Below are 20,413 nucleotides of genomic sequence, written 5' to 3'. Positions count from 1 at the left end.
GGCGCCGGCGCCCGGAAGCAGGACATCACGCCGACGACGGAGGAGCTCGACTCCTGTCCCCTGTGATGGGCCCGCGGTCGAATTCGTTCATCATGCGGTCAATACGAAAAATCGGGCCGCGGCACCCTCCCTGTGTCTCTAATCTGATCGGCAGGTTGCCTGACGATCCGTCAGGCACCCTGCCGATCAGAGTCAGAGGTGGAGAACCTGTGCTGAGAAGCCCGTGTCCGCCCGTTCCGATCCGTCGCTCGCCGCGTGCCGCCCTGGCCGCCGTGCTGACCACCGCCCTCCTCCTGTTCGGCCCGGCCGGCCTCGCACCGCGGGCCGCCGGCGCCGACGCCGCGGCGTCGGCGCTGGTGAAGAGCCTGCAGAACGTCACCCATCCCGGGGCGGCCGCCGCCGACCACGGGGACACCCTCAACTGGACCGTCGAGTACGGGAACGGCACCACCGACGGCACGGCCGCGCAGGCCGTCGTCACCGACCGGTTGACCGGGGCCGGGTCGGCGCAGACCTACGTGCCCGGTTCGCTGCGCGTGCCGCCGGGGTGGACGCCGTCGTGGTCCACCGACGGCAGCACCTTCACCGGCACCGACCCGGGCGCGGCGACCGTCGCCGTCCGCGCCGGGAACCCGGTGGCCCGGGCCGGCGGCACCGGCCTGTCCGCGCCGCTGCTCGCGCCCGTCAGGGCGGCGGCGCAGGCGACCGGCGGTGACGGGTTCACGCCCGTGCTGTACCGGACGGCGTCCGGCGAGGTGCAGTCCTGGAGCATCTACCACCACGCCGCGCGCGGGGCCCCGCAGGCGGTCTGCAACAGCCTGTCCACCGGACAGCTCTGCTCCGGCGGGCCGTGGCCGCGGCCGCTGAACACCGCCGCCGGGCCGCTCGGCACCGGCTCTACCGGCGACATCGGCAGCCCGCTGACCCCGCAGTACGTGCTCGACCCGCAGCAGCCGAACCTGCTGTACTACCCGGCGGTCACGCAGACCGCGATCGGCGTCGGCTGCCTCGACCTCGACGCGCGGGCCAACTGCGGCTTCACCGCCCTGGCGACCGGCGGCGGCTCGCCCAGCAGCGCCAACAGCCTGGCCGGCCTGGTCCGGGCCGGCGACAGCCTGTACGGGGTCGCGACCACGGGCCAGGTGCTGTGCATGACGCTCGCCACCCGCACCCCGTGCGCGGGCCAGCCGTACGCACCGGTCGTCGCCCCCAACCACGACCTGCCGAGCACGCCGAACGCCCTCTACCTCGGCGCGCTGACGGTGGTCGGGGACAAGGTCTTCGCCTCCTCCTCGCCGCAGGCCTCCGGCTCCACGGCCGCCGGCCCGCCCGTCCTCGGCTGCTTCGACACCACCGCACGGACTGTCTGCGCCGGCTGGACCGCCCCGCACCCCGCGGGGCCGAACGCCGGTTACTACAGCTACGGCGTCTTCGCGTCGTACAGCACTGCGGGACAGCCCGACGGCGCCTGCACCAGCACCGTCGGCGGGGCCAACGTCCTGACCACCTGCTACGCCCTCGACGGTGCCGCCCGCCCCGCGCCCGGCACCCTGGCGGCGCTGGCCGGCAACGTCCTGACGTTCAGCCCGGAGACGGTCGTCGCGGACGGTGTGACGCGCAGCTACTTCCCCGCCTGGGGCGGCTCCGTGGCCGGCGCGACGGTCTGCCACGACTGGACGCACGACGCGCCGTGCGCGGGCTTCCCGCTGCCCGCCACCCACCCGGGCGTCAACGGCGGCGCCACCCGTGACTACGGCTACACCTACGACACCACCACCCGCTGCCTGATCGGCCTCGGCGACGCGGGCGTGCTGTTCTCGCTCGACCCGGCGACCGCCGCCAGCCCCTGCGTACACAGCGGCGCCGCCGTCACCCTCCGGCCGGCCGACTTCGCCTGCGACGGCGGCACCGGCCACGTCCAGGGGTACACGAGGGCGAGGCTGACCGACATCGACATCGCGCACGTCGACCTGACCGCCTCCCGGGTGCTCGTCACCGACCCCGACGGCACGCCCGTGCCCGTACCGGGTCCCGCACCCGACGGCACGGTCGACCTGTCGGGCGTCGACGCCGCGGCCCACCCCGCGCTGACCGTCACCGCGCAGCTCGTCCTCACCGGCACGGGTGACTTCACCCCCGACAACCACCCGGCACTGGTCGTGGAGTACCGGGGCGACCCGCCACAGATCTGCTTCCGCACCACGGTGGCCGCCGCCTGCACCACCACCGCCGTCACCAACACCGCGAGCGGCAGCGACGCAACCGGCGCGCTCACCTCCAACACCGTCACCACCGCCGTCGCCCCGGGCGCGGGCTGCCGGCCGGACGTCACCGTGGAGAAGGAGATCTGCGGCTCCGGCAACTGGCACGACTGCGGGCCGGACGGCGCCGGTCCGTGGGCCAAGACCAGCCCGGTCGGCCTGCTCGGCCTGCTCGGCACGGCCCACTGGCGGATCACCGTCAGCAACGCGGGCCCCGTCGACGCCGCCTCCGTCACCGTCAACGACGCGGTCACCCCCGGGTGCCGCAAGGCGGCCGGTACGTTCACCCTGCCCGCCGGGGCCACCCGCCGGGTCTACTGCGACTCCTTCCTGCTGGCGCTCCCGCTGAAGAACACGGCGTCCGCGAGCTTCGTGCCCGCCAACTCGCCGCCTGGCACCTCGCCGACCACCACCGCCCCGTCGGCGGCGGTCGCCTGCTCCCTGCTGTGCATCCTGGCGGTGCCCGACAAGGACTGATCCCGCGTGCGTCGGGGGTCCACGACCCCGGGGGCGGGGTCCGGGCGCGTGCCGCCCGGACCCCGCCCCCGGTCACAGGGGGGCGGCGCCTCCCTCCCGAGTGTGCGGCGGGCGAAGGGACGCGACCGGAGCCGCACGTTGTCCAGGCCCAGGACGTCGCACCGGACGAGCCCGGGGGCGAGGACCGCGGGAGCCGGGGCGATCGCGCGGGAGCGTGGCCGCCGACTGTGTCGCGCACGGCCGCTGTCCGGACAAACCACTTCGCCTGCCAGGCCGCCGACGTCCGTCCAGGGGCACCGGCGCCTGCCCGTTCGGGCAGTGTCGGCGTGTCGCCGACCGCTCGCCGAAAGCACTCCGTTGACACTGAAGTTGGTCTAGTCCACCTTGGTGGAGCAGGGCCACCGGCAGGGAGGCCGCATGCGCGGCGGGGGACGTCGGCGTGGAGGTCCGCCCGGGCCGCCGTCATGGCGTCGGCGTACGCCGACGGCACGCCGAATCGCGCCCAACCGAACGCCGCTGTACCGAATCTGACGATCAGACGGAGAGTTCCGAACCATGCAACGAGTCTGCCTCGCCCTGCCCACCATGCGTTCCTGCCCCGGCACCATCGTGGACCTCGCCGAGGAGGCGGCCTACGCCGTCGCGACCTTCGGGGTCGAGGTGCACCTCCTCGTCCTCGACACCACCGACGAGGCCGAGTTCGCGAAGAACGCGGACGCCGTGGCCGCGCTGGCCCCCACGCCCGGGGTGTTCGTCCACCACCTCGGCAACGCTCAGCAGCGGGAGTTCTTCCGCGCGGTGGCCGAGCGCTCCGGTGGCGCCGACCCCGAGCTGCTGCTCGACCTGATGCTCCCGCAGGCCGTCGCGTACGGATCCTGCGTCAACCGGCTCTTCCTCGCCGCGGCCGCCCTGGGCTGCACCTCGACGCACCTGCGCAACGACGACGCCGACTTCCAGGTCGTCGACGACGAGAAGGTCTTCCCGATCCACCACGAGCTGCTCTCGATCGGCCGGCCGGCCGGCGAGGCCGCGGCCGTCGTCACCCGCTCCGAGCTCGACGCGGCCGACGCCGACATGCCGGTGATGCTGGTCAGCGGCTCCTTCCTCGGCGAACTCAACGTGGACATCGGCGAGATCCTCGAACTGGACCCGGCCGTCTACCGCGACCTGGTGCGCCTGTGGACCCCGCCGGTGTGGTCGGACGAGGACCGGGACGCGATGGTGGACCTGTCCTTCAAGGGCGTCGGCGCCGAGCCGTTCGACACGGACCACTCCGTCCTGGGCGTGCCCGACATCTGGAACGTCTACATGTGCAACATCGCCCTGGACCACCGGGCCTACGAGGTGCTGCCGCTGCTGCCCTCGATCGAGACCATCGGCTGCGACTACGCCCTGCTGCACGCGCTGGTCCACTCCCAGTCGCCCGGCGTCGTCCACAACCGCCACATCGTCAACTACTACACGCCCGAGCGCCGCACCGGCGCCGGCTTCATCTCGTACCAGATGCGGTTCGTCAAGTTCCTGCTCTCGATGCTGTACCTGTACCCGGTATACGGCGGGATGATCGACCACGGCCGCGGGCTGCTGGACGAGCGGCACGGGCTGAAGGTCGAGCCGATCCTCGACCTGGTGCGGGGCAGCGTCGACTGGGACCGGGCCGGGAACGAGCACTGCCTGGACGTCCTGGACCGCTCCTACCGCAAGCTGGGCGGCAAGTACACCGGACTCGCGGACGCGGTGGCCGGGAAGCGGCAGCAGCTCATGGACGAGGCGCAGGAGGACGCCGAGCGCTGGGCGGTGCTGGTGGAGTCCTGGGCCGGGATGGTGGCCGCCGCCCGTGCCGAGGGCCTGCGCCCCGGCCGGGACGGGGCCGCGGGGTGAGCGAGGACTTCCTGATCCGGCAGCTCGCCGAGGACGACTGGGACGCCGTGGTCGCGCTGGAGTACGACGCCTACGCGGCCGACGGCCTGTCGGAGGGCCGGGAGGCGCTGCGGTCCCGGGCCGTCGCCTCACCGGAGACCTGCTTCGTGCTGGAGCAGAGCGGCACGGTCCGCGGCTACCTGCTGAGCCTGCCGTACCCGCCGCTGCAGTGCCCGGACCTCGCCCGGGCGGAGGACACCGCCTTCGAGTCGGACAACCTGCACGTGCACGATCTGGTGATCGCCGAGGACCTGCGCGGCCGGGAGGTGGCGCTCGGGTTCATGCGGCACTTCCGGACGCGGGCCGAGGAGTTGGGCTTCCAGCAGATCTCGATGGTCGCGGTCCGCGGGGCGGACATCCTGCTGCGGATCATCGGCTACCGCTCGCACCGGGAGGTGGCCGTCCCCGCGTCCTACGGGCGGCGCGCGGTCTACATGTCGATGCCGGTGCACTGACTCCCCGGGCCGGGCACTGATGCCCCGAGCCGTGCACCGATTCCCCGGGCCGGCGCAATGGAGTGGTAGTCCGGCGGGCCGGGAACGATCCGGCCAACACCGGCCGACCGCCCCAATGCGTCGGCCCGGCGTCCTATGATGATCCGTTGTCAGGGGCCCGTCAGGGTCGCGGGCCGGGGGTCGCGACGGGGGACGCGTCTCCGGGGCTGGGTCGTTCCCTGCCGTCGTCGTTCCCTCGGATGACCACTCGTCGGAGGCGATCGTGCAGGGGGACTTCGGAACGCTGCTGCGGCAGTACCGGTACTCGACCGGGTGGACGCAGGAGGAGCTCGCGGAGCAGTCGGGCCTCTCGACCCATGCGATCAGCGTGCTGGAGTCGGGACGCCGGCGGCCCCGGCTGTCGTCGGTGGCGCGGCTGGCCACGGCCCTCGGGCTGGAACCGGCCGACCGCGACCGGCTGCTCGCCGCGGCCCGCGGGGACGGGGAGCCGGAGCCGCGGTCCGGCGGGGAGCAGCCGGCGGAGCAGGTGGTGCCCCGGCTGCTGCCGTACGCCGTCCCGGACTTCGTCGGCCGGCGCGGCGAGGTGGACCGGCTGCTGGCCCTGGCCGCCGGACCGGTCGGTGCACGGGCCCGTCCGCTGGTGATCTCGGCCATCGACGGCATGGCCGGCGTCGGCAAGACCGCCCTGGCCGTCCACATCGGGCACGCCCTCGCCGACCGGTTCCCGGACGGGCAGCTCTTCGTCGACCTGCGCGGCGCCACCCCGGGCCAGCCGCCGCTCGAACCGGGCGCGGCGCTGGCCGGCCTGCTCCGGGCGGTCGGGGTCGCCGAGAACGCGCTGCCGCCGCACACCGAGGAGCGCGCCCAGCTGTGGCGCAGCCGGGCGGCGGGCAAGCGGTACCTGCTGGTGCTGGACAACGCCGTCGACGCCGCGCAGGTCCGCCCGTTGATCCCCGGCGACCCGCGCTGCCTGGTCCTGGTGACGTCCCGGCGGCGGATGCCCGGACTGGACGGGGCGGTCGCCGTGCCGCTGGACGTGCTGAGCCACGACGAGGCCGTGGAACTGTTCACCCGGGTCGCCGGAGCGGACCGGGTCGCGGGCCACGCCGCCGCCGTGGAGGAGATCGTCACCCGCTGCGGACGGCTGCCGCTGGCGCTGCGGATAGCCGCCGCCAGGCTGGCCCACCATCCCGCCTGGACGCCGGCCGAACTGCTGCAGCGGATCCGGCGTCCGCAGCGGTTGCTGACCGAGCTGTCCAACCACGACCAGAGCGTCGCGGCGGCCTTCGTCGAGTCCTACCACTCCCTCACCCCGGCGCAGCGGGGCGCGTTCCGGCTGGCCGCGGTGCATCCCGGGGAGGACGTGACGCCGCACGCCCTCGCGGCCCTGGTCGACGCGCCGCTGGACGAGACCGAGGAGCTGCTGGAGTCGCTGCACAACCACCACCTGCTGATCGAGCACGCGGCGTTCCGCTACAGCTTCCACGACCTGCTGCGGGCCTTCGCCGGTGAACTCCTCGCGCGGGAGGCGTCCACGCCGGTCCCGCGGGCCGCGCTCGTCCGGCTGTTCGACCACTACCGTCACACCGCCGCCTCGGCGATGGACCTGCTGGTCCCGTTGGAACGGCACCACCGGCCGCAGCCTCCCGCGCCCGGCGGGGCCCGCGGCGGGGCGCCCCTGGTGTTCGCCGGTCCGGCGGAGGCGACGGACTGGCTGGCCCGGGAGCACGCCAACCTGCTGGCGCTCACCCGGCACGCCGCCGAGGCCGACCTGCCGGAGTACGCCGCGGACCTGCCGGCGATCCTCTGGCGCCACCTCAAGCGCCATCTGCCCGCGCAGGAGGCCCTCGGGCTGGGGCTCAGCGCCCTCCGGGCCACCCGGCAGCTCGGCAGTCAGGCCCGGGAGGCGGCCGCGCTGCGGCACCTCGGACTGGTGCAGTACCAGCTCGGCGACTTCCCGCAGGCGCTCGACCTGCTGCACCGGGCCCTGGAGCTCCAGCGGCGGACCGGCAACCGCAGCGGCGAGGCCCACGTCCTGGCCAATCTGGGCCTCACCCTGACCCGGACGGGGCGCCTGGAGGAGGCCCTCGACCACCACCGGGAGGCGCTGCGGCTCGCCCGGGAACTCCCCGAGCCGGCGGTGGAGTCGATCGCCCTGACCAATCTGGGCCCCACGCTGACCAGGCTCGGACGGATGCGGGAGGCGCTGGACCACCACCACGAGGCACTGGAGTTCCACCGGCGCGGCGGCAACCGCCTCGGCCGGGCCATCGCGCTCAACCAGTTCGGCGAGCACCAGCAGAGGCTGAACCGCCACCCGGAGGCGCTCGACCTGTACCAGGAGGCCCTGGAGCTGCACCGCGACCTCGGCGACACCTTCGGCCAGGCCGAGTCGCACACCCTGCTCGGCGACGCCCTGCTGGCCATGGACGCCCCGGAGAGCGCCCTGCGGCACTACCTGGCCGCTCTGGAGTACCTGCCGCACACCGGCGAGCGCTACAACCTCGGCCGCATCCACACCGGGATGGCCCGCACGCACCTGCGCCTGGGCGAACCGGGCACGGCGCGGAAGCACGCCGAACTGGCCGTCGGGATCCTCGCCGCCCTGGACGTCCCGGAGGCGGACGAGGCCCGGGCCCTGCTCGCCTCGCTGCCGGAGTGACCCCGACCGGCGAGGTCGGGGCGAAGCGAGGTCAGGACGGGTAGCGGATCGAGCCGAGCGGCGGGCAGGGCACCAGGGCGGTCGCGACGCCGGGGCGTTCGACGAAGGCCCGGGCCTGGGCGGCGTGGTGGAGCCGGGTGTCGTGGTCGTCCGCGTGCCGGGCGTCGTACCTGGCGCGGGTGGGGTCCCAGGTGCCGTCGATGAGGTCGAGGGCGGTATTGCCGGAGCTGCGCCCGAACTCCGCCTTGACGGCGGCCTGCTGGAGTGCGCCCTGGATCACGGTGAGGTGGATGCGGGTGATCAGGACACCGGGGGTGTTCGGCTCGCGGGTGGGCAGGGGGGCCTGCGCGAGCAGCGACACCCCGGTGTCGAGGCGGCCGATGTTGTCCACGGTCGCGGTGCGGGCGTCGCTCACCGCGATCTGCATCTCCCGGTGCAGCCAGAAGAACTCGTCCAGGTCCGCCTGGGTGACGCGCATGCGCCCGTAGGCGGCCCGGAACCGGGGGTCCCGGTGCAGCGGGAGCACGGTGGGGACGTGGAGTGCCACGCAGTCGTTGTAGCCGCCGTCCACCGCGGCGTCGAGGTGGCGCAGGCCGAGGTCCACCTGGCCCTGGGCGACGGCCAGATCGGACAGATCGGCGTGGGCCGCGGCGGCGAGCCACGCACCGTCGGGGCCGAGGACCGAGGCGCGCGCGACGATGTCGTGGAGGCCCGCCACCACGTCGACGCCGCTGTTGGTCAGGTGCCCGAGCAGCAGGTCCTGCAGGCGGGGGATCAGCGAGTTGACGGTGGTGACCACGGCTCTCCTCGACAGTGAACGGACGGAAGGTCAAAGATGGGGAGTGCAAAGAGTGTTGATCCGGTTCCCGCCGGCACTCCGGACCTGCCTCAGCCCAACTTCTGCAGCACGATGTACTGGTCCGGCTTGAGCAGGTCGGTGCAGTACTGGAGCCCGCCGTCCGGCTGCATCCTGATCTGGCGGTAGACCGACCGGTCGGTGATGCACTGGTCACCGGGTGAGGAGCCGGTCACCCGGGACGCGTAGGTCGCGTGGGTGTCGTCGGCGTCGGAGAGTGTCCAGGCGCCCTCGCACCAGGTGCCGGTGCTGGGCGTCTCGGCGCGGATCTTGCTCTTCTCCTCGCTCTGCGCCGACTGCACGACAGTGAGGGTGACGGTGGTGACGTCGCCGTTGGCGGCCGTGCGCTGGCCGATCCACTTCCCGAGGTACTTCGCGGGGACGATGCCCGGCCCGGTGGTCGTGGCGGCTCCGGTGGGCGCGGACGGGACGGGTTCGGACGCGGTGATCTCCTGATCGCCCCCGCGCAGGTTGTCGAGCAGCAGGTACCCGCCGCCACCCAGCAGCAGCACGGCGGCCAGCCCGGCCGCCAGGGCACCGTACCCCCGCCGGGACGACGGCGCGCGGCCGGGCGCCGACCAGGTCGGCGGCGGAGGCAGCGGGGACGGGGGCAGTAGGGACGGGGACAGCGGGGGCGGGGGCGCGGTCGTGTCCGGAGCGAGGGCCGGGCCCGGGGCCGTCCAGCCCGTCCCCCGCTCCCCCTCCAGGTCCAGCAGCTGCACCGCGCTGCGCCCGACCGCCGCCGCCAGCCCCGGCGGCAGCCAGTCCCCGCGCCCCAGCCGGGCGGCGGCCGCGCCGTCGCCGTCCAGGAACCGCCGCAGCTGCCCGGGCACCGGGCGGGCCGCGGGGTCCTTGGCCAGACAGGCGCGGACCACGGCGTGCAGCGGGCCGGACAGTCCGGAGAGGTCGGGTTCCTCGTGCAGCACCCGGTAGATCAGCACGGGCGCGCTCACCCCGGAGCCGAACGGCATGGTGCCCGTCGCCGCGAACGCGAGCACCGCGCCGAGCGAGAAGACGTCGCCGGCCGGGCCGGCGGGAAGCCCGTTCGCCTGCTCCGGTGACATGAAGCCCGGCGAGCCGAACACCTGGCCGGACCGGGTGAGCCCGGCGGTGGCGTCCAGTGCGCGGGTGATGCCGAAGTCGATCAGCCTCGGCCCGTCCAGGGCCAGCAGGACGTTCGACGGTTTGACGTCCCGGTGCACCAGCCCGAGGCCGTGCACATGGGCGAGCGCCTCGGTGAGGCCGACGCCGAGGGCGCGGACGGCAGGGTCGGGCAGCGGACCGAACTCCCGCACGGCGGTGGTGAGCGCGGGCCCGGCGACGTAGCCGGTGGCCACCCAGGGGTGCCCGCTCTCGGTGTCCGCGTCCAGGACCGGTGCCGTCCACACCCCGCCGACCCGCCGGGCCGCCGCCACCTCGAGCCGGAACCGGGCCCGGAACTCGGGATCCCCGGCCAGGTCGCGGTGGACCAGCTTGACGGCGACGGTCCGCCCGCCGGTGGTCCGGCCCAGGTAGACCCGGCCCATCCCGCCCGAACCGAGCCTCCCCAGCACCCGGTACTCGCCCACCCACTGCGGATCGTCCGCTTCCAGCGGCTCCACGCCACACTCCCCTCACCCCGGAGCAGCCTCCCCGCCGCTCCCTCCGGGCCGACGCTACCGCCCCGGGACCGTCCGCGGGCCCGGAGAACGATCACGAAATCGTCGCCGAACGCCCCCGATCGCCGCCGGTCGGTCCGTCAGGCCCGGCGGCGGAGGCCGATCAGGGCGGCGCCGGCCAGGCAGGCGACGGCGGCCGTGACGTAGGCGAGGTGGTAGCCGGCGAGGTGGTCGTCGCGGGTGCCGGCGACCAGGACCAGGACGGCCACGCCGGCGCTCGCGCCGATCTGCTGGGTGACGACGTTGACCGCGCCGGCGACGGCGTGCTGTTCGCCGGGGACGCCGGAGAGCGCGGCGGAGGTCATCGAGGGGAAGTTGAGGCCCTGGCCGATGCCGCTGAGCACCAGGCCCGGCAGGACGTACTGGACGTAGCCGCCGTCGAGCGGGGTGGTCACCCACAGGCCGGTGCCGACGCCGATCAGGACGAGGCCGACCGCCATCAGGGTGCGCGGGCTCCAGCGGGCGAGCAGGCGGCCGGTGGCGAAGTTGGCGGTGAGGAATACGGCCGCCGACATGGGCACCAGGGCGAGCCCGGACTCGAAGGGCGAGTAGTCCAGCATGCCCTGGAGGTAGAGGGGCGCGAAGAACAGCATCCCGACCGAGCCCATGTACTGGAGGAACGCGGCGAGGCTGGCGGCCCGGACCGGGGCGAGCCGGAACAGGCCGAGCGGCAGGGCCGGGTCGGTGGTGCGGCTCTCGCGGAGGACGAACAGCGCCAGGGCTAGCGCGGCGGCGGCGAGCAGGACCCAGACCGCGGCGCCGTCGCTGCTGACGCCGACGACCAGCAGGGTGAGGCCGAGGGTGCCGGTGATCGCGCCGGGCAGGTCGAGCCGGCCGCTGTGGCCGGGACTGTCGGGCAGTCCGGCCCGGGTCGCGGCCAGCACGGCGAGGCCGAGCAGGACGGAGAACCACAGCACCGAACGCCAGCCCCAGAATTGGGTCAGCACGCCGCCGAGCATCACCCCGCCGCTGAAGCTCGCGGCGCCGACGGCGGCGTAGACGCTGAAGGCCCGGTTGCGGGCCGGACCGGCCGGGAAGGTCTGGGTGAGCAGGGCCAGCGCGGCCGGTCCGGACAGGGCGGCACCGATGCCCTGGGCGGCGCGCGCGCCCAGCAGGACGCCGGTGCTCGGGGCGGCCGCCCCGACCAGCGCGGAGACCGTGAACAGGGCGACGCCCGCCTCGAACACCCGGCGCCGGCCCAGCACATCGGCCAGCCGGCCGCCCACCAGCAGGAAGCCGGCGAAGGTGACGGCGTAGGCGGTCATCACCCACTGGAGGGTGGTGTCGGCCAGATCGAACCGCTCCCCCACTGACGGGAGGGCGGCGTTGAGCACCCCGAGGCCGCTGACGTCCAGCGCGAGCGCGCCGGCCAGCACCCCGAGCGCGAGGCCGGGCCGGACCACCGACTTGACGGCGATGTCGGTCATGCGGGCCTCCCGCCGGCGTTGTGGCGGGCGGCCGCCCGGGCGGGGCCCGGCTGCGGAAGGGCCGAGCGTCGAAGGGCCGGCCGCGGAAGGGGCTGCGGGAAACGCAGCGGGAAAGGCCCTGGTAAAGCGCCCGGAGCGCGGTCCGACGGTGACTCGAATGTCTCAACTGCCATGGGGCCAGCTTGCATTGCCCGATCAATGGCTGTCCAGCCCGCCTGTACACGGATGGTACCTGAGCGTGACGTCCGGCTCCAGGAGATCGAATCGGACACTTTGTCGATCAAATCTCGCCACCGCGACGACGAACACGCGTTGTACGCAATCCTGTATCCGGTGCACCCCTCGCGCCTTCGGGCGAACCGGGGGACCGTCGGCCCGTCGTAGGCCGCTGATGTGCGATCCATCGAGCAATCCCGCAAACGCCTTGCTGTCCGGACTTCGCGGCCGAGCCGTGCCGTCCGGCGCTTTCGAGCCTTTCTTCTTGCCACGGGAGGAGCAGCGGTGCCCGGTCACGGACTTATCCATGTCATGCCCATGATGATCTTAGGCCCGGCCGACCGCTCCCTGCCCCGCCGGCGCTGACGCTCCGCCCGGCCTCAGCGCACCGGCCGCCCCCACCACCCCGCCACCCGCCCTGCCGAGGGAGTCGCCATGCCTCAAGAGCGCGCAGCGCGAGACATCTCCAGCGTCACCGATTTCCTGCTGTCCCGATTCGCCGAGCTGCTGAACATCCCCGCGCACACCGTCGACCGCCGCGCCCCGATGCACCGGTACGGCCTGGAGTCGGTGCAGTCGGTGGCCCTCGCCGCCGCGCTCTCCGAGTTCCTCGGCCGGCGCGTCCCGGCCACCATGATGTGGCAGTACCCGACCGTCGACGGACTGGCCCGGGCGCTGGTCGAGGGCCCGCAGGAGGCCGGGCCCGCCGCCGCGCCCGCCGCCGGGCGCCGGGCCGCGCCGAACGAGCCGGTCGCCGTCGTGGGCATCGGCTGCCGCTTCCCCGGGGGCGCCGACCCGGCCGGGTTCTGGCAGTTGCTGGTCGAGGGCGGCGACGCCGTCGGACCGGTGCCGGCCGCGCGCCGGGCACTGCTGAACGACCGGGTGCGCTGGGGCGGGTTCATCGACGGCATCGACCAGTTCGATCCGCTGTTCTTCGGCATCTCGCCCCGCGAGGCCGTCCAGATGGACCCGCAGCAGCGGCTGGTCCTGGAACTGTGCTGGGAGGCGCTGGAGGACGCGGGCATCGCCCCGCACAGCCTGGTCGGCAGCGACACCGGCGTGTTCATGGCCTCCTGCTGGGGCGACTACGCCGCACTGGCGCACTACCGCGGCCCCGATGTCCAGATCACCCCGCACACCGCGACCGGCATGCACGACGGCATCATCGCCAACCGCGTCTCCTACGTCCTCGGCCTCCAGGGCCCGAGCATGGCCATCGACGCCGCCTGCGCCGGTTCGCTGGTCTCGGTGCACGTCGGCTGCCAGTCGATCCAACTGGGCGAGAGCGACCTGGTGCTGGCCGGCGGCGTGAACCTGAGCTTCGTCTCCGACTACTACACCGCGATGGACGCGATGGGGGCACTCGCCCCGGACGGCCGCTGCAAGTCCTTCGACGCCCGCGCCAACGGCTACGTCCGCGGCGAGGGCGCCGGGGTCGTGGTGCTGGCCCCGCTGAGCGTGGCGCTGGAGCGCGACCTGCCGGTGTACTGCCTGATCAAGGGCAGTTCCTCGAACAACGACGGTCTGAGCAACGGCATGACGGCGCCGAACCCGCAGGCGCAGGAGAAGATGCTCCGCACCGCGTACCGGCGGGCCGGCATCGACCCGCACCTCGTGGACTACATCGAGGCCCACGGCTCGGCGACGCCGCTCGGCGACCCGATCGAGGCCAACGCGATCGGCGCCGTGCTGGGCGGCGCCGACCGCGCGGAGCCGCTGCGGCTCGGCTCGGTGAAGTCCAACGTCGGGCACCTGGAGGCGGCGGCCGGCATCGTCGGCCTGGTCAAGCTCGCGATGTCGATGCGCAACGGCGTGCTGCCGCCGAGCCTGCACTACAGCGCGCCGAACCCGCAGATCATGTTCGACGAGTACAACCTCACCGTCCAGGACCGGCTGACGCCGTGGCCGCGGCGCTCCGACGCCCGCCGGGGCGGGGTCAGCTCGTTCGGCTTCGGTGGCGCGATCTGCCATGTCGCGGTGGAGGAACTGCCGCGCCCGGAAGCCTCGTTGCTGCTCCTGGCGGCGGACTCCCGGGAGGAGCTGGCCGAGCGGGCGCTCGCTCTGCGGGACGGGACCGACCTGCGCGAGCTCTGTCGCCGCGCGCCGGGCGAGGGCCCGTTCCGGCTCGCGGCGACCGCCCGCGACATGTCCGAACTCCGCTCCCAGCTGGACGCCTTCGCGAACGGTGCGCCCGCCGCCGGGCTGAGCACGGGGGAACCGGCCGGGCAGCGATCCGCGGAAGAGGCCGGGCAGCGGCCCCGGGTGGCGTTCCTGTTCTCCGGCAACGGCTCGCAGTGGGTCGGCATGGGCCGCCAACTCCTCGCCGGAATGCCGGTGTTCCGCCGCTCGATGATGAGGTCCGACCGGCGGATGCGGGAACTGCTGGGCTTCTCCCCGGTCGAGCACCTGCTCTCCGCCGACGGCCGGCTGGACGACATGGACGTCTTCCAGCCCCTGCTGTTCTCGCTCCAGGTCGCGCTGGCCGAGGCCTGGCGCTCGCTGGGCGTGGAGCCGGACGTCGTCCTCGGCCAGAGCGTCGGCGAGTTCGCCGCCTCCTACGTCGCCGGCGCCCTGGACTACGACGACGCCTCCCTGCTCGCCGCCCACCACGGCCGGCTGCTCCAGCAGTTGGCCGTGGGCCGGGGCGAGGGCATCGTGGTGATGACGCCGGCCGACGAGGTACGGCCGTACCTGACCGGCGGGCTCACCCTCTCCGGCTACAACGGCCTCAACTCCACACTGGTGACCGGCACTCCGCAGGAGATCGACGAACTCGTCCGGCGGCTGACCGAGGCCGACGTCACCAACCACCGGGTGCGGATGGGCCACGCCCCGCACTCGCCGCTGGTCGACCAGGTGCTCGCCCCGCTGAAGGCGGAACTCGCCGGCATCCGGCCCCGCACCGCCCGCGTCCCGATGATCTCGACGGTCACCGGCGAACACGTCGACGGGGCGGAGCTCGGGCCGGACTACTGGGCGGCCAACCTGCGCCAGGAGATCCTGGTGGTGGACGCGCTGCTGAAGCTGCGCGAGCACCGCGTCGACGCGGTGCTCGAACTCGGCCCGCACCCGCTGCTTCTCAAGTCGGCGTCCGAGATCCTGCCCGCGACCACGCTGCCCTCGATGCGCCGGGGCGCCGACGAGGCGGCGACCCTGCTCGGCTCGCTCGGCGCCCTGTACACCGCCGGACTCCCGGTCGCGGCCCATCCGTTCCTCGCCGGCGACCGGGGGCGGCACGTCGCACCGGGCCGGGGCGGGGCCGCGGCCACGGGCACGAGCACGAGCACGAGCACGACCGATGGGGACGTCCACCTCGTCACCGTCTCGGCCCGGACGGCGGGCGCGCTGACCGACACCTGCCGCGAACTCTCCAGCCACGTCGAGCGGAACACCGCCCTGCGGGTCTCCGACCTCGCCTACACCCTCGCCGCCCGGCGCAGCCACCACAACCACCGGATCGCGCTGCTCGCCCGCTCCCGCCAGGACGTCCTGGACGGACTCGCCCGGGTCGCCGCCGGGCAGCCGCACCCCGACCTCCTCACCGGCACCGTCTCCGGCGGCGCCGACCGCCGGGTGGCGCTGGTGTTCTCCGGCGGGGGCACCCAGTGGGTCGGCATGGGCCGCGAACTGCTGCGCTCCCACGCCGGGTTCCGTACCTGGATGCGGGCCTGCGACGACGCCGTGCGCGCGGCCGGCGGCGCCTCGGTGCTCGACCTGCTGGCCGCCCCGGCCGAGTCGGCCAGGTACGAGGAGATGGACTTCCAGCAGCCGGTGCTGTTCGCCCTCCAGGTCTCGCTGGCGCAGGTCTGGATCGGGCTCGGCATCCGGCCGGCGGCCGTGGTCGGGCACAGCCTGGGCGAGGTCGCGGCCGCCTGCGTCGCCGGAGCGCTGTCGCTGGAGGACGCCGCCCGGGTGGTGGTCGCCCGCTCGCACCTGCTGGAGCGCGAGGCCGCCGCGGGCGCGATGATCTCGGTCGACCTGCCGGAGGAGGAGCTGCTGCCCCGGCTCGCCCCGTACGCCGCGCACGCGGCGGTCGCGGTGGTCAACAGCCCCACCAGCGCGGCGGTCTCGGGCTCGCCCGAGGCCGTGGACGCGCTGGAGGCGGAGCTGAGGCGGGACGGGGTCTCGGTGCGCCGGATCCGGGTCGAGCGGCCGGTGCACAGCCCCGGCTTGGACCCGCTGATCGCACCGCTGCGCAAGCGCATCGACGGCATCACCCCGCTGGCCCCCGAACTCGACTTCCACTCGACGGCCCTGGCGGGCGCGGTGAACCCGGTCGCCGACGTCGACTACTGGGTGCACAACCTGCGCAACCAGGTCCGGTTCGCCGAGACGATCGGCGCGCTGGTCGACCAGGGGGTCGGCACCTTCGTCGAGATCGGCCCGCACGAGACGCTGCGCGGCGCGGTCGAGGAGATCGCGCTCACCCGGGGCGCCCAGGTGCACGCGGTCAACTCCCTGCGGCGGGAGGAGAGCGACGTCCGCTGCCTGCTGGGCGCCGCCGCCTCGCTGTACGTCCGGGGCGTCCCGCTGACCTTCGACCCGCTGTTCGCCGACGACGTCGAGGTGGTGGAGACGCCGCTCGTCCAGTGGCAGAAGGACCGGTACTGGATCGACACCGAGTCCCACCGCGCGCCCGCGTCGCTCCCGGGCGCCGGCGGGCCCGCGGCCGTCATCGCGAGCACGGGCGCGGTCGAAACAGCACCGGTACGCGAGGCGGCCCCGGTACCCGCGCCGGAACCCGCCGCCGCGACCCGGCCGGTGGACGAAGTGGTGCTGGCCGAGCTGGCCGACGCGCTGGGTGTGCCGGTGAGCCGGTTCGACGCGGACGCCGGGCTGCGGGACTTCGGCCTCGACTCGATGCTGGCGATCCGCCTGGTCAACCGGATGCAGTCGCTGTTCGGGCACCGGGTGTCGCCGGTGGTCTTCCTCGACGGCCGCTCGATCGCCGAGGTGGTCGCCCACTTCGTCGGGATCGTCGGCGGCGCACCCGCACCGGCAGCAGCCTCCCCTGCCACCCCCGCCCCGGCAGCAGCCGCCCCCGCACAGGTCCCGGTACCGGTGCCGGCACCGGCACCGGCACCGGCCCCCGAGCCGTCCTTCCTCGACGACCTGTCCGAACTCGACGCCGAGGAGCTGGTCGAGGAGCTCGACGCCCGCGGCCTGCTGGAGGCCACCGACGCGCCGGCCCTGGAGCAGTTGCGCGCCGACGGCCTCGGCCTCACCCTCGCGCCGGCCTCGCACGGCCAGGCCTCGCTGTGGTTCATGCAGATGGTCGCGCCGGACGCCGTGCCCTACAACTTCATGGTGACCGCCCGGATCCGGACCTCGGTCGACGAGGAGGCGCTGGAGCGCGCCGTCCGGGCCGTGCTGGACCGCCACCCCGCCCTGCGCACCCTCTTCGTGGAGGCGGGCGGCAGCCCGTACCAGGTCGTCCTGGACGAGCCGGTGTACGAGTTCGTGGTGGCGGACACCTCCGGACTGGACGACGAGCAGGCCCGCGAGGAGCTGGCCCGGCACGGGCACCGGCCACTGGACCTGGACTACGGACCGCTGGTGCGGGTCGTCCTGCTGCGGCGCGGCCCGGCGGACCACTACCTGCTGGTGCTGGTCCACCACATCGCCTCGGACGCGGCATCGGCGGACGTCATGATCCGCGAGATCCAGGAGTTCTACCAGAGCGCCGACCCGGCCGGCCGGGCGCCCGCCGCCCCGTACACGGAGTTCGTCACCCGGGAGCGGCAGTGGCTGGCCGGTCCGGGCGCGGACGCGGCCCTGGACTGGTGGTCGGCGAAACTGGCCGACCCGCCGGCCCGGCTGGACTTCTCCGACAAGGAACGGCCGCCGGGCGTCACCTACGAGGGCCGCGACCTCGCCTTCCGCTGGAGCGCCGAGGAGACCCGTCTGCTGCGGGAGTTCGCGCTGCGCGAGGGCGTCTCGGTCAGCACGGTCGTCCTGGCCGGGTTCTTCGCCACGCTCAACCGGGCGGTCGGGACGGAGGATTCGGTGCTGGCCACCGCGATCGCCCAACGCTCCGAGCCCGGTTGGGAGTCCGCCGTCGGCTACTACCTCAACACGGTACTGGTCCGGGCGAACCCCTCCGCCGGCCGCAGCTTCCGCGAACTGCTGCGCGAGGTGCACGCGTTCTCGCTCGGCCTGCTGGAGCACATGAACTACCCCCTGGACCTGCTGGCGGCCCAGCTCAAGCCGCCGCGCGCCGAGGGCCGCTCCCCGTGGTTCGACGTGGTGGTCAACTGGCTCTCCTCGGACGCGTTCCCGCGTTCGGTGAAGCTCTTCCACGGCGTCGGCGACACGATCGCCCCGGACGGCGCGCTCCCGCTCGAACCGCTCCAGGTGCGCAGGCACCTCGCCAAGTTCGACCTGGAGATCTCGATGGCCGACATCGACGGCGAGGTGGCGGGCCACGTCCAGTTCAAACCGAGCTACCTGGAGAGGCGGACCGTGACGGACCTGCTCGCGCTCTACCGCACTGTGCTCTTCGACTCGATCGATCGACCCGACCTGGCCCTCGGCGACCTCGCCCCGGGCGGCCTCCCGGAGGAGACGGACCGGTGACCGAAACCCTGCACTCCGAGTTTGTCGCGCAAGCGGTCAAGAACCCCGACGCGACCGCCGTCCACTCCGACACCGGAGTCCTGAGCTACGGCGAACTCAACCAGCGTTCGCTGGAGTTGGCCGAGCGACTGGTGGCCGACGGCGCCGGTCCCGGCGTCCCGGTCGGCATCTGCGTCGAGCGCACCCCGGATCTGCTGGTGGCGATCCTGGCGGTCCTGCGGTCCGGCTCCTGCTATCTGCCGCTGGACCCGAACTACCCGGCCGAGCGGCTGGCGTTCATGGTCCGGGACAGCGGCACCCGACTGCTGCTGACCACCCCCGCGTCCCGGGCCGGCTGCCCGGCCGGGCCGACCGTGGTGGTGCTCGGGGAAAGCGTCACCACCGAGCCCGGTGAGGCACCCTCGGCCGTCGTGCCCGGGGACACCGCCTACATCATCTACACCTCCGGCTCCACCGGCACCCCCAAGGGCGTGGCGGTCCGGCACGCGGGCTGTGTGGCGATGCTCGCCGAGATGGACCGGGTCCTGGAGGGCTGCGACCTCAGCGGCATCGCGGCGGCCAGCTCGGTCTGCTTCGACATGTCGGTGATGGAGATCTTCAACGCGCTCTGCCGGGGCGGCTCCCTCGTCCTGGTCGAGAGCGCCGTGCACCTGGCGGAGAGCCGCCACGCCGACCGGATCACCCATCTGAACATGGTCCCCTCGGTCATGAACGGACTGCTCGACGCGGGGGCGCTGCCCCCGAACGTGCGCTCCGTCGTGTTCGGAGGCGAGGCGCTGCGCCGCAAGCTGGTGGACCGGACGTACCGGGAGACCGGCGTCCAACGGGTGTTCAACGCGTACGGCCCCACCGAGGGGACGGTGTTCTGCTCGTTCGGGCCGGTGCCCGCCGAAGGGACGGACGAGCCGACCATCGGCCCGCCGACGGGCACGGCCCGGGTGTACGTGCTGGACCAGGACCTGCGGCGGCTCCCGGCCGGGGAGGCCGGCGAGCTGTTCCTCGGCGGCGTCGGCCTCGCGCACGGCTACGTCAACCGGCCGCGCACCACGGCCGAGCGCTTCCTGCCGGACCCGTTCCTGCCCGGCGAGCGGATGTACCGCACCGGGGACCTGGTCAGGTTCACCGAGGACGGCGAGCTGCGCTTCCTCGGCCGCACCGACCACCAGGTCAAGCTGCGCGGCTACCGGATCGAGCTGGAGGAGGTCGAGGCCCGGCTGACCGGCTGCCCCGAGGTCCGCGAGGCCGCCGTCGTCGTCCGGGGCAACCGGCTGGTCGGCTACGTCGTGCCGACCGGCAACGTTCCGGAGCAGGACACCGCGACGCCGGCCGGCCCCCGGCTGGACGCCGCGCTGCAGAGCGCCGTCACCGCCCGCCTCGCCGCCGGACTGCCCGACTACATGGTGCCCGCGACGGTCGTGGTCCTCCCCGCCCTGCCGCTGGGCCCCGGCGGGAAGCTCGACCGCGGCGCGCTCCCCGAGCCCCCCGCGCCGGCCGCCGGCGCCGACGGGCCGCGGACGGCGCCGAGCACGCCGACCGAGACCGCCCTCGCGGAGATCTGGGGCGAGCTGCTGGACCTCGACCCGGCGGGCATCGACGTGCAGGCCGCCTTCTACGACCTGGGCGGGGACTCGCTGCTGCTGGTCCGCCTGGCCCGGCTGATGACCCGGCGCTTCGACCGCCGGGTCCGGGTGCCCGACCTGTTCAGCTTCCGCGACATCGCCTCCCTCGGGCGCTGGCTCGACGACGACAGCGGCGCCACCCCCGAGATCGTGCAGTCGGCCCGCCAGCGCGCCGACGCCCGCCGGGCCGCACTGCGCGGCCGGGGCAACACCGGCCGCTGAACCGCACCGGACAGCGAACCGCACCGGACAGCGACAAGCACCGCGCACCGCACCGAACCGCACC

Annotated in this window: 9 protein-coding genes; 6 read left to right on the top strand and 3 right to left on the bottom strand. The window is 74.1% G+C overall.

What is annotated here, in order from left to right; all coding sequences use genetic code 11:
• Positions 1-272: 272 nt before the first annotated feature.
• The 4 genes from IF01_RS0124225 (at position 273) to IF01_RS0124205 (ending at position 7,775) form a co-directional block, all read left to right on the top strand.
• Positions 273-2,738 (top strand): DUF7617 domain-containing protein, encoded by a 2,466-nt coding sequence (locus tag IF01_RS0124225; RefSeq protein WP_094745636.1) that lies wholly within the window; start codon positions 273-275, stop codon positions 2,736-2,738.
• A 555-nt stretch (positions 2,739-3,293) separates the two neighbouring features.
• Positions 3,294-4,619 (top strand): DUF6271 family protein, encoded by a 1,326-nt coding sequence (locus IF01_RS0124220; protein ID WP_030395634.1) that lies wholly within the window; start codon positions 3,294-3,296, stop codon positions 4,617-4,619.
• Positions 4,616-5,113 carry a GNAT family N-acetyltransferase gene (locus tag IF01_RS0124215; protein ID WP_030395633.1) on the top strand — a complete coding sequence of 166 codons (498 nt, stop codon included), beginning with the start codon at positions 4,616-4,618 and terminating at the stop codon, positions 5,111-5,113. Before IF01_RS0124220 ends, IF01_RS0124215 begins: the two co-directional genes overlap by 4 nt.
• Before the next feature lie 262 nt (positions 5,114-5,375).
• Positions 5,376-7,775, top strand: a complete 2,400-nt coding sequence (locus IF01_RS0124205) for an ATP-binding protein (protein WP_051756096.1) — start codon at positions 5,376-5,378, stop codon at positions 7,773-7,775.
• A 31-nt stretch (positions 7,776-7,806) separates the two neighbouring features.
• Here the strand turns inward: IF01_RS0124205 and IF01_RS0124200 are convergent, their stop codons facing one another.
• The 3 genes from IF01_RS0124200 to IF01_RS0124190 all read right to left on the bottom strand — a co-directional run bounded on the left by IF01_RS0124200 (position 7,807) and on the right by IF01_RS0124190 (position 11,716).
• The gene (locus tag IF01_RS0124200; protein ID WP_030395631.1) at positions 7,807-8,574 is read right to left on the bottom strand and encodes a hypothetical protein; all 768 of its coding nucleotides are present in this window, start codon (positions 8,572-8,574) and stop codon (positions 7,807-7,809) included.
• Positions 8,575-8,663: 89 nt separating this feature from the next.
• Positions 8,664-10,232 (bottom strand): serine/threonine-protein kinase, encoded by a 1,569-nt coding sequence (locus IF01_RS0124195; protein WP_051740951.1) that lies wholly within the window; start codon positions 10,230-10,232, stop codon positions 8,664-8,666.
• A 137-nt stretch (positions 10,233-10,369) separates the two neighbouring features.
• Positions 10,370-11,716 carry an MFS transporter gene (locus IF01_RS0124190; RefSeq protein ID WP_030395629.1) on the bottom strand — a complete coding sequence of 449 codons (1,347 nt, stop codon included), beginning with the start codon at positions 11,714-11,716 and terminating at the stop codon, positions 10,370-10,372.
• 651 nt (positions 11,717-12,367) lie between these two features.
• On the opposite strand from IF01_RS0124190, the gene IF01_RS0124185 reads away from it, so the two are divergent.
• Together IF01_RS0124185 and IF01_RS0124180 are read left to right on the top strand one after the other, a co-directional pair.
• Entirely contained in the window at positions 12,368-18,508 is a 6,141-nt protein-coding gene (locus IF01_RS0124185) for a type I polyketide synthase (RefSeq protein ID WP_037780967.1), read from the top strand.
• Positions 18,505-20,349 (top strand): non-ribosomal peptide synthetase, encoded by a 1,845-nt coding sequence (locus IF01_RS0124180; RefSeq protein WP_030395627.1) that lies wholly within the window; start codon positions 18,505-18,507, stop codon positions 20,347-20,349. The genes IF01_RS0124185 and IF01_RS0124180 overlap by 4 nt, the downstream gene beginning before the upstream one ends.
• Positions 20,350-20,413: the final 64 nt, after the last annotated feature.

Source organism: Kitasatospora purpeofusca (assembly GCF_000718025.1).
Taxonomy (GTDB): Bacteria; Actinomycetota; Actinomycetes; order Streptomycetales; family Streptomycetaceae; genus Kitasatospora; species Kitasatospora purpeofusca.
This window is presented reverse-complemented; position numbering and strand designations above follow the sequence as displayed.

Coding starts and splice junctions, on each gene's coding strand:
- IF01_RS0124220 (WP_030395634.1), top strand. CDS start 3,294: ATGCAACGAGTCTGCCTCGCCCTGCCCACCATGCGTTCCTGCCCCGGC.
- IF01_RS0124190 (WP_030395629.1), bottom strand. CDS start 11,716: ATGACCGACATCGCCGTCAAGTCGGTGGTCCGGCCCGGCCTCGCGCTC.
- IF01_RS0124185 (WP_037780967.1), top strand. CDS start 12,368: ATGCCTCAAGAGCGCGCAGCGCGAGACATCTCCAGCGTCACCGATTTC.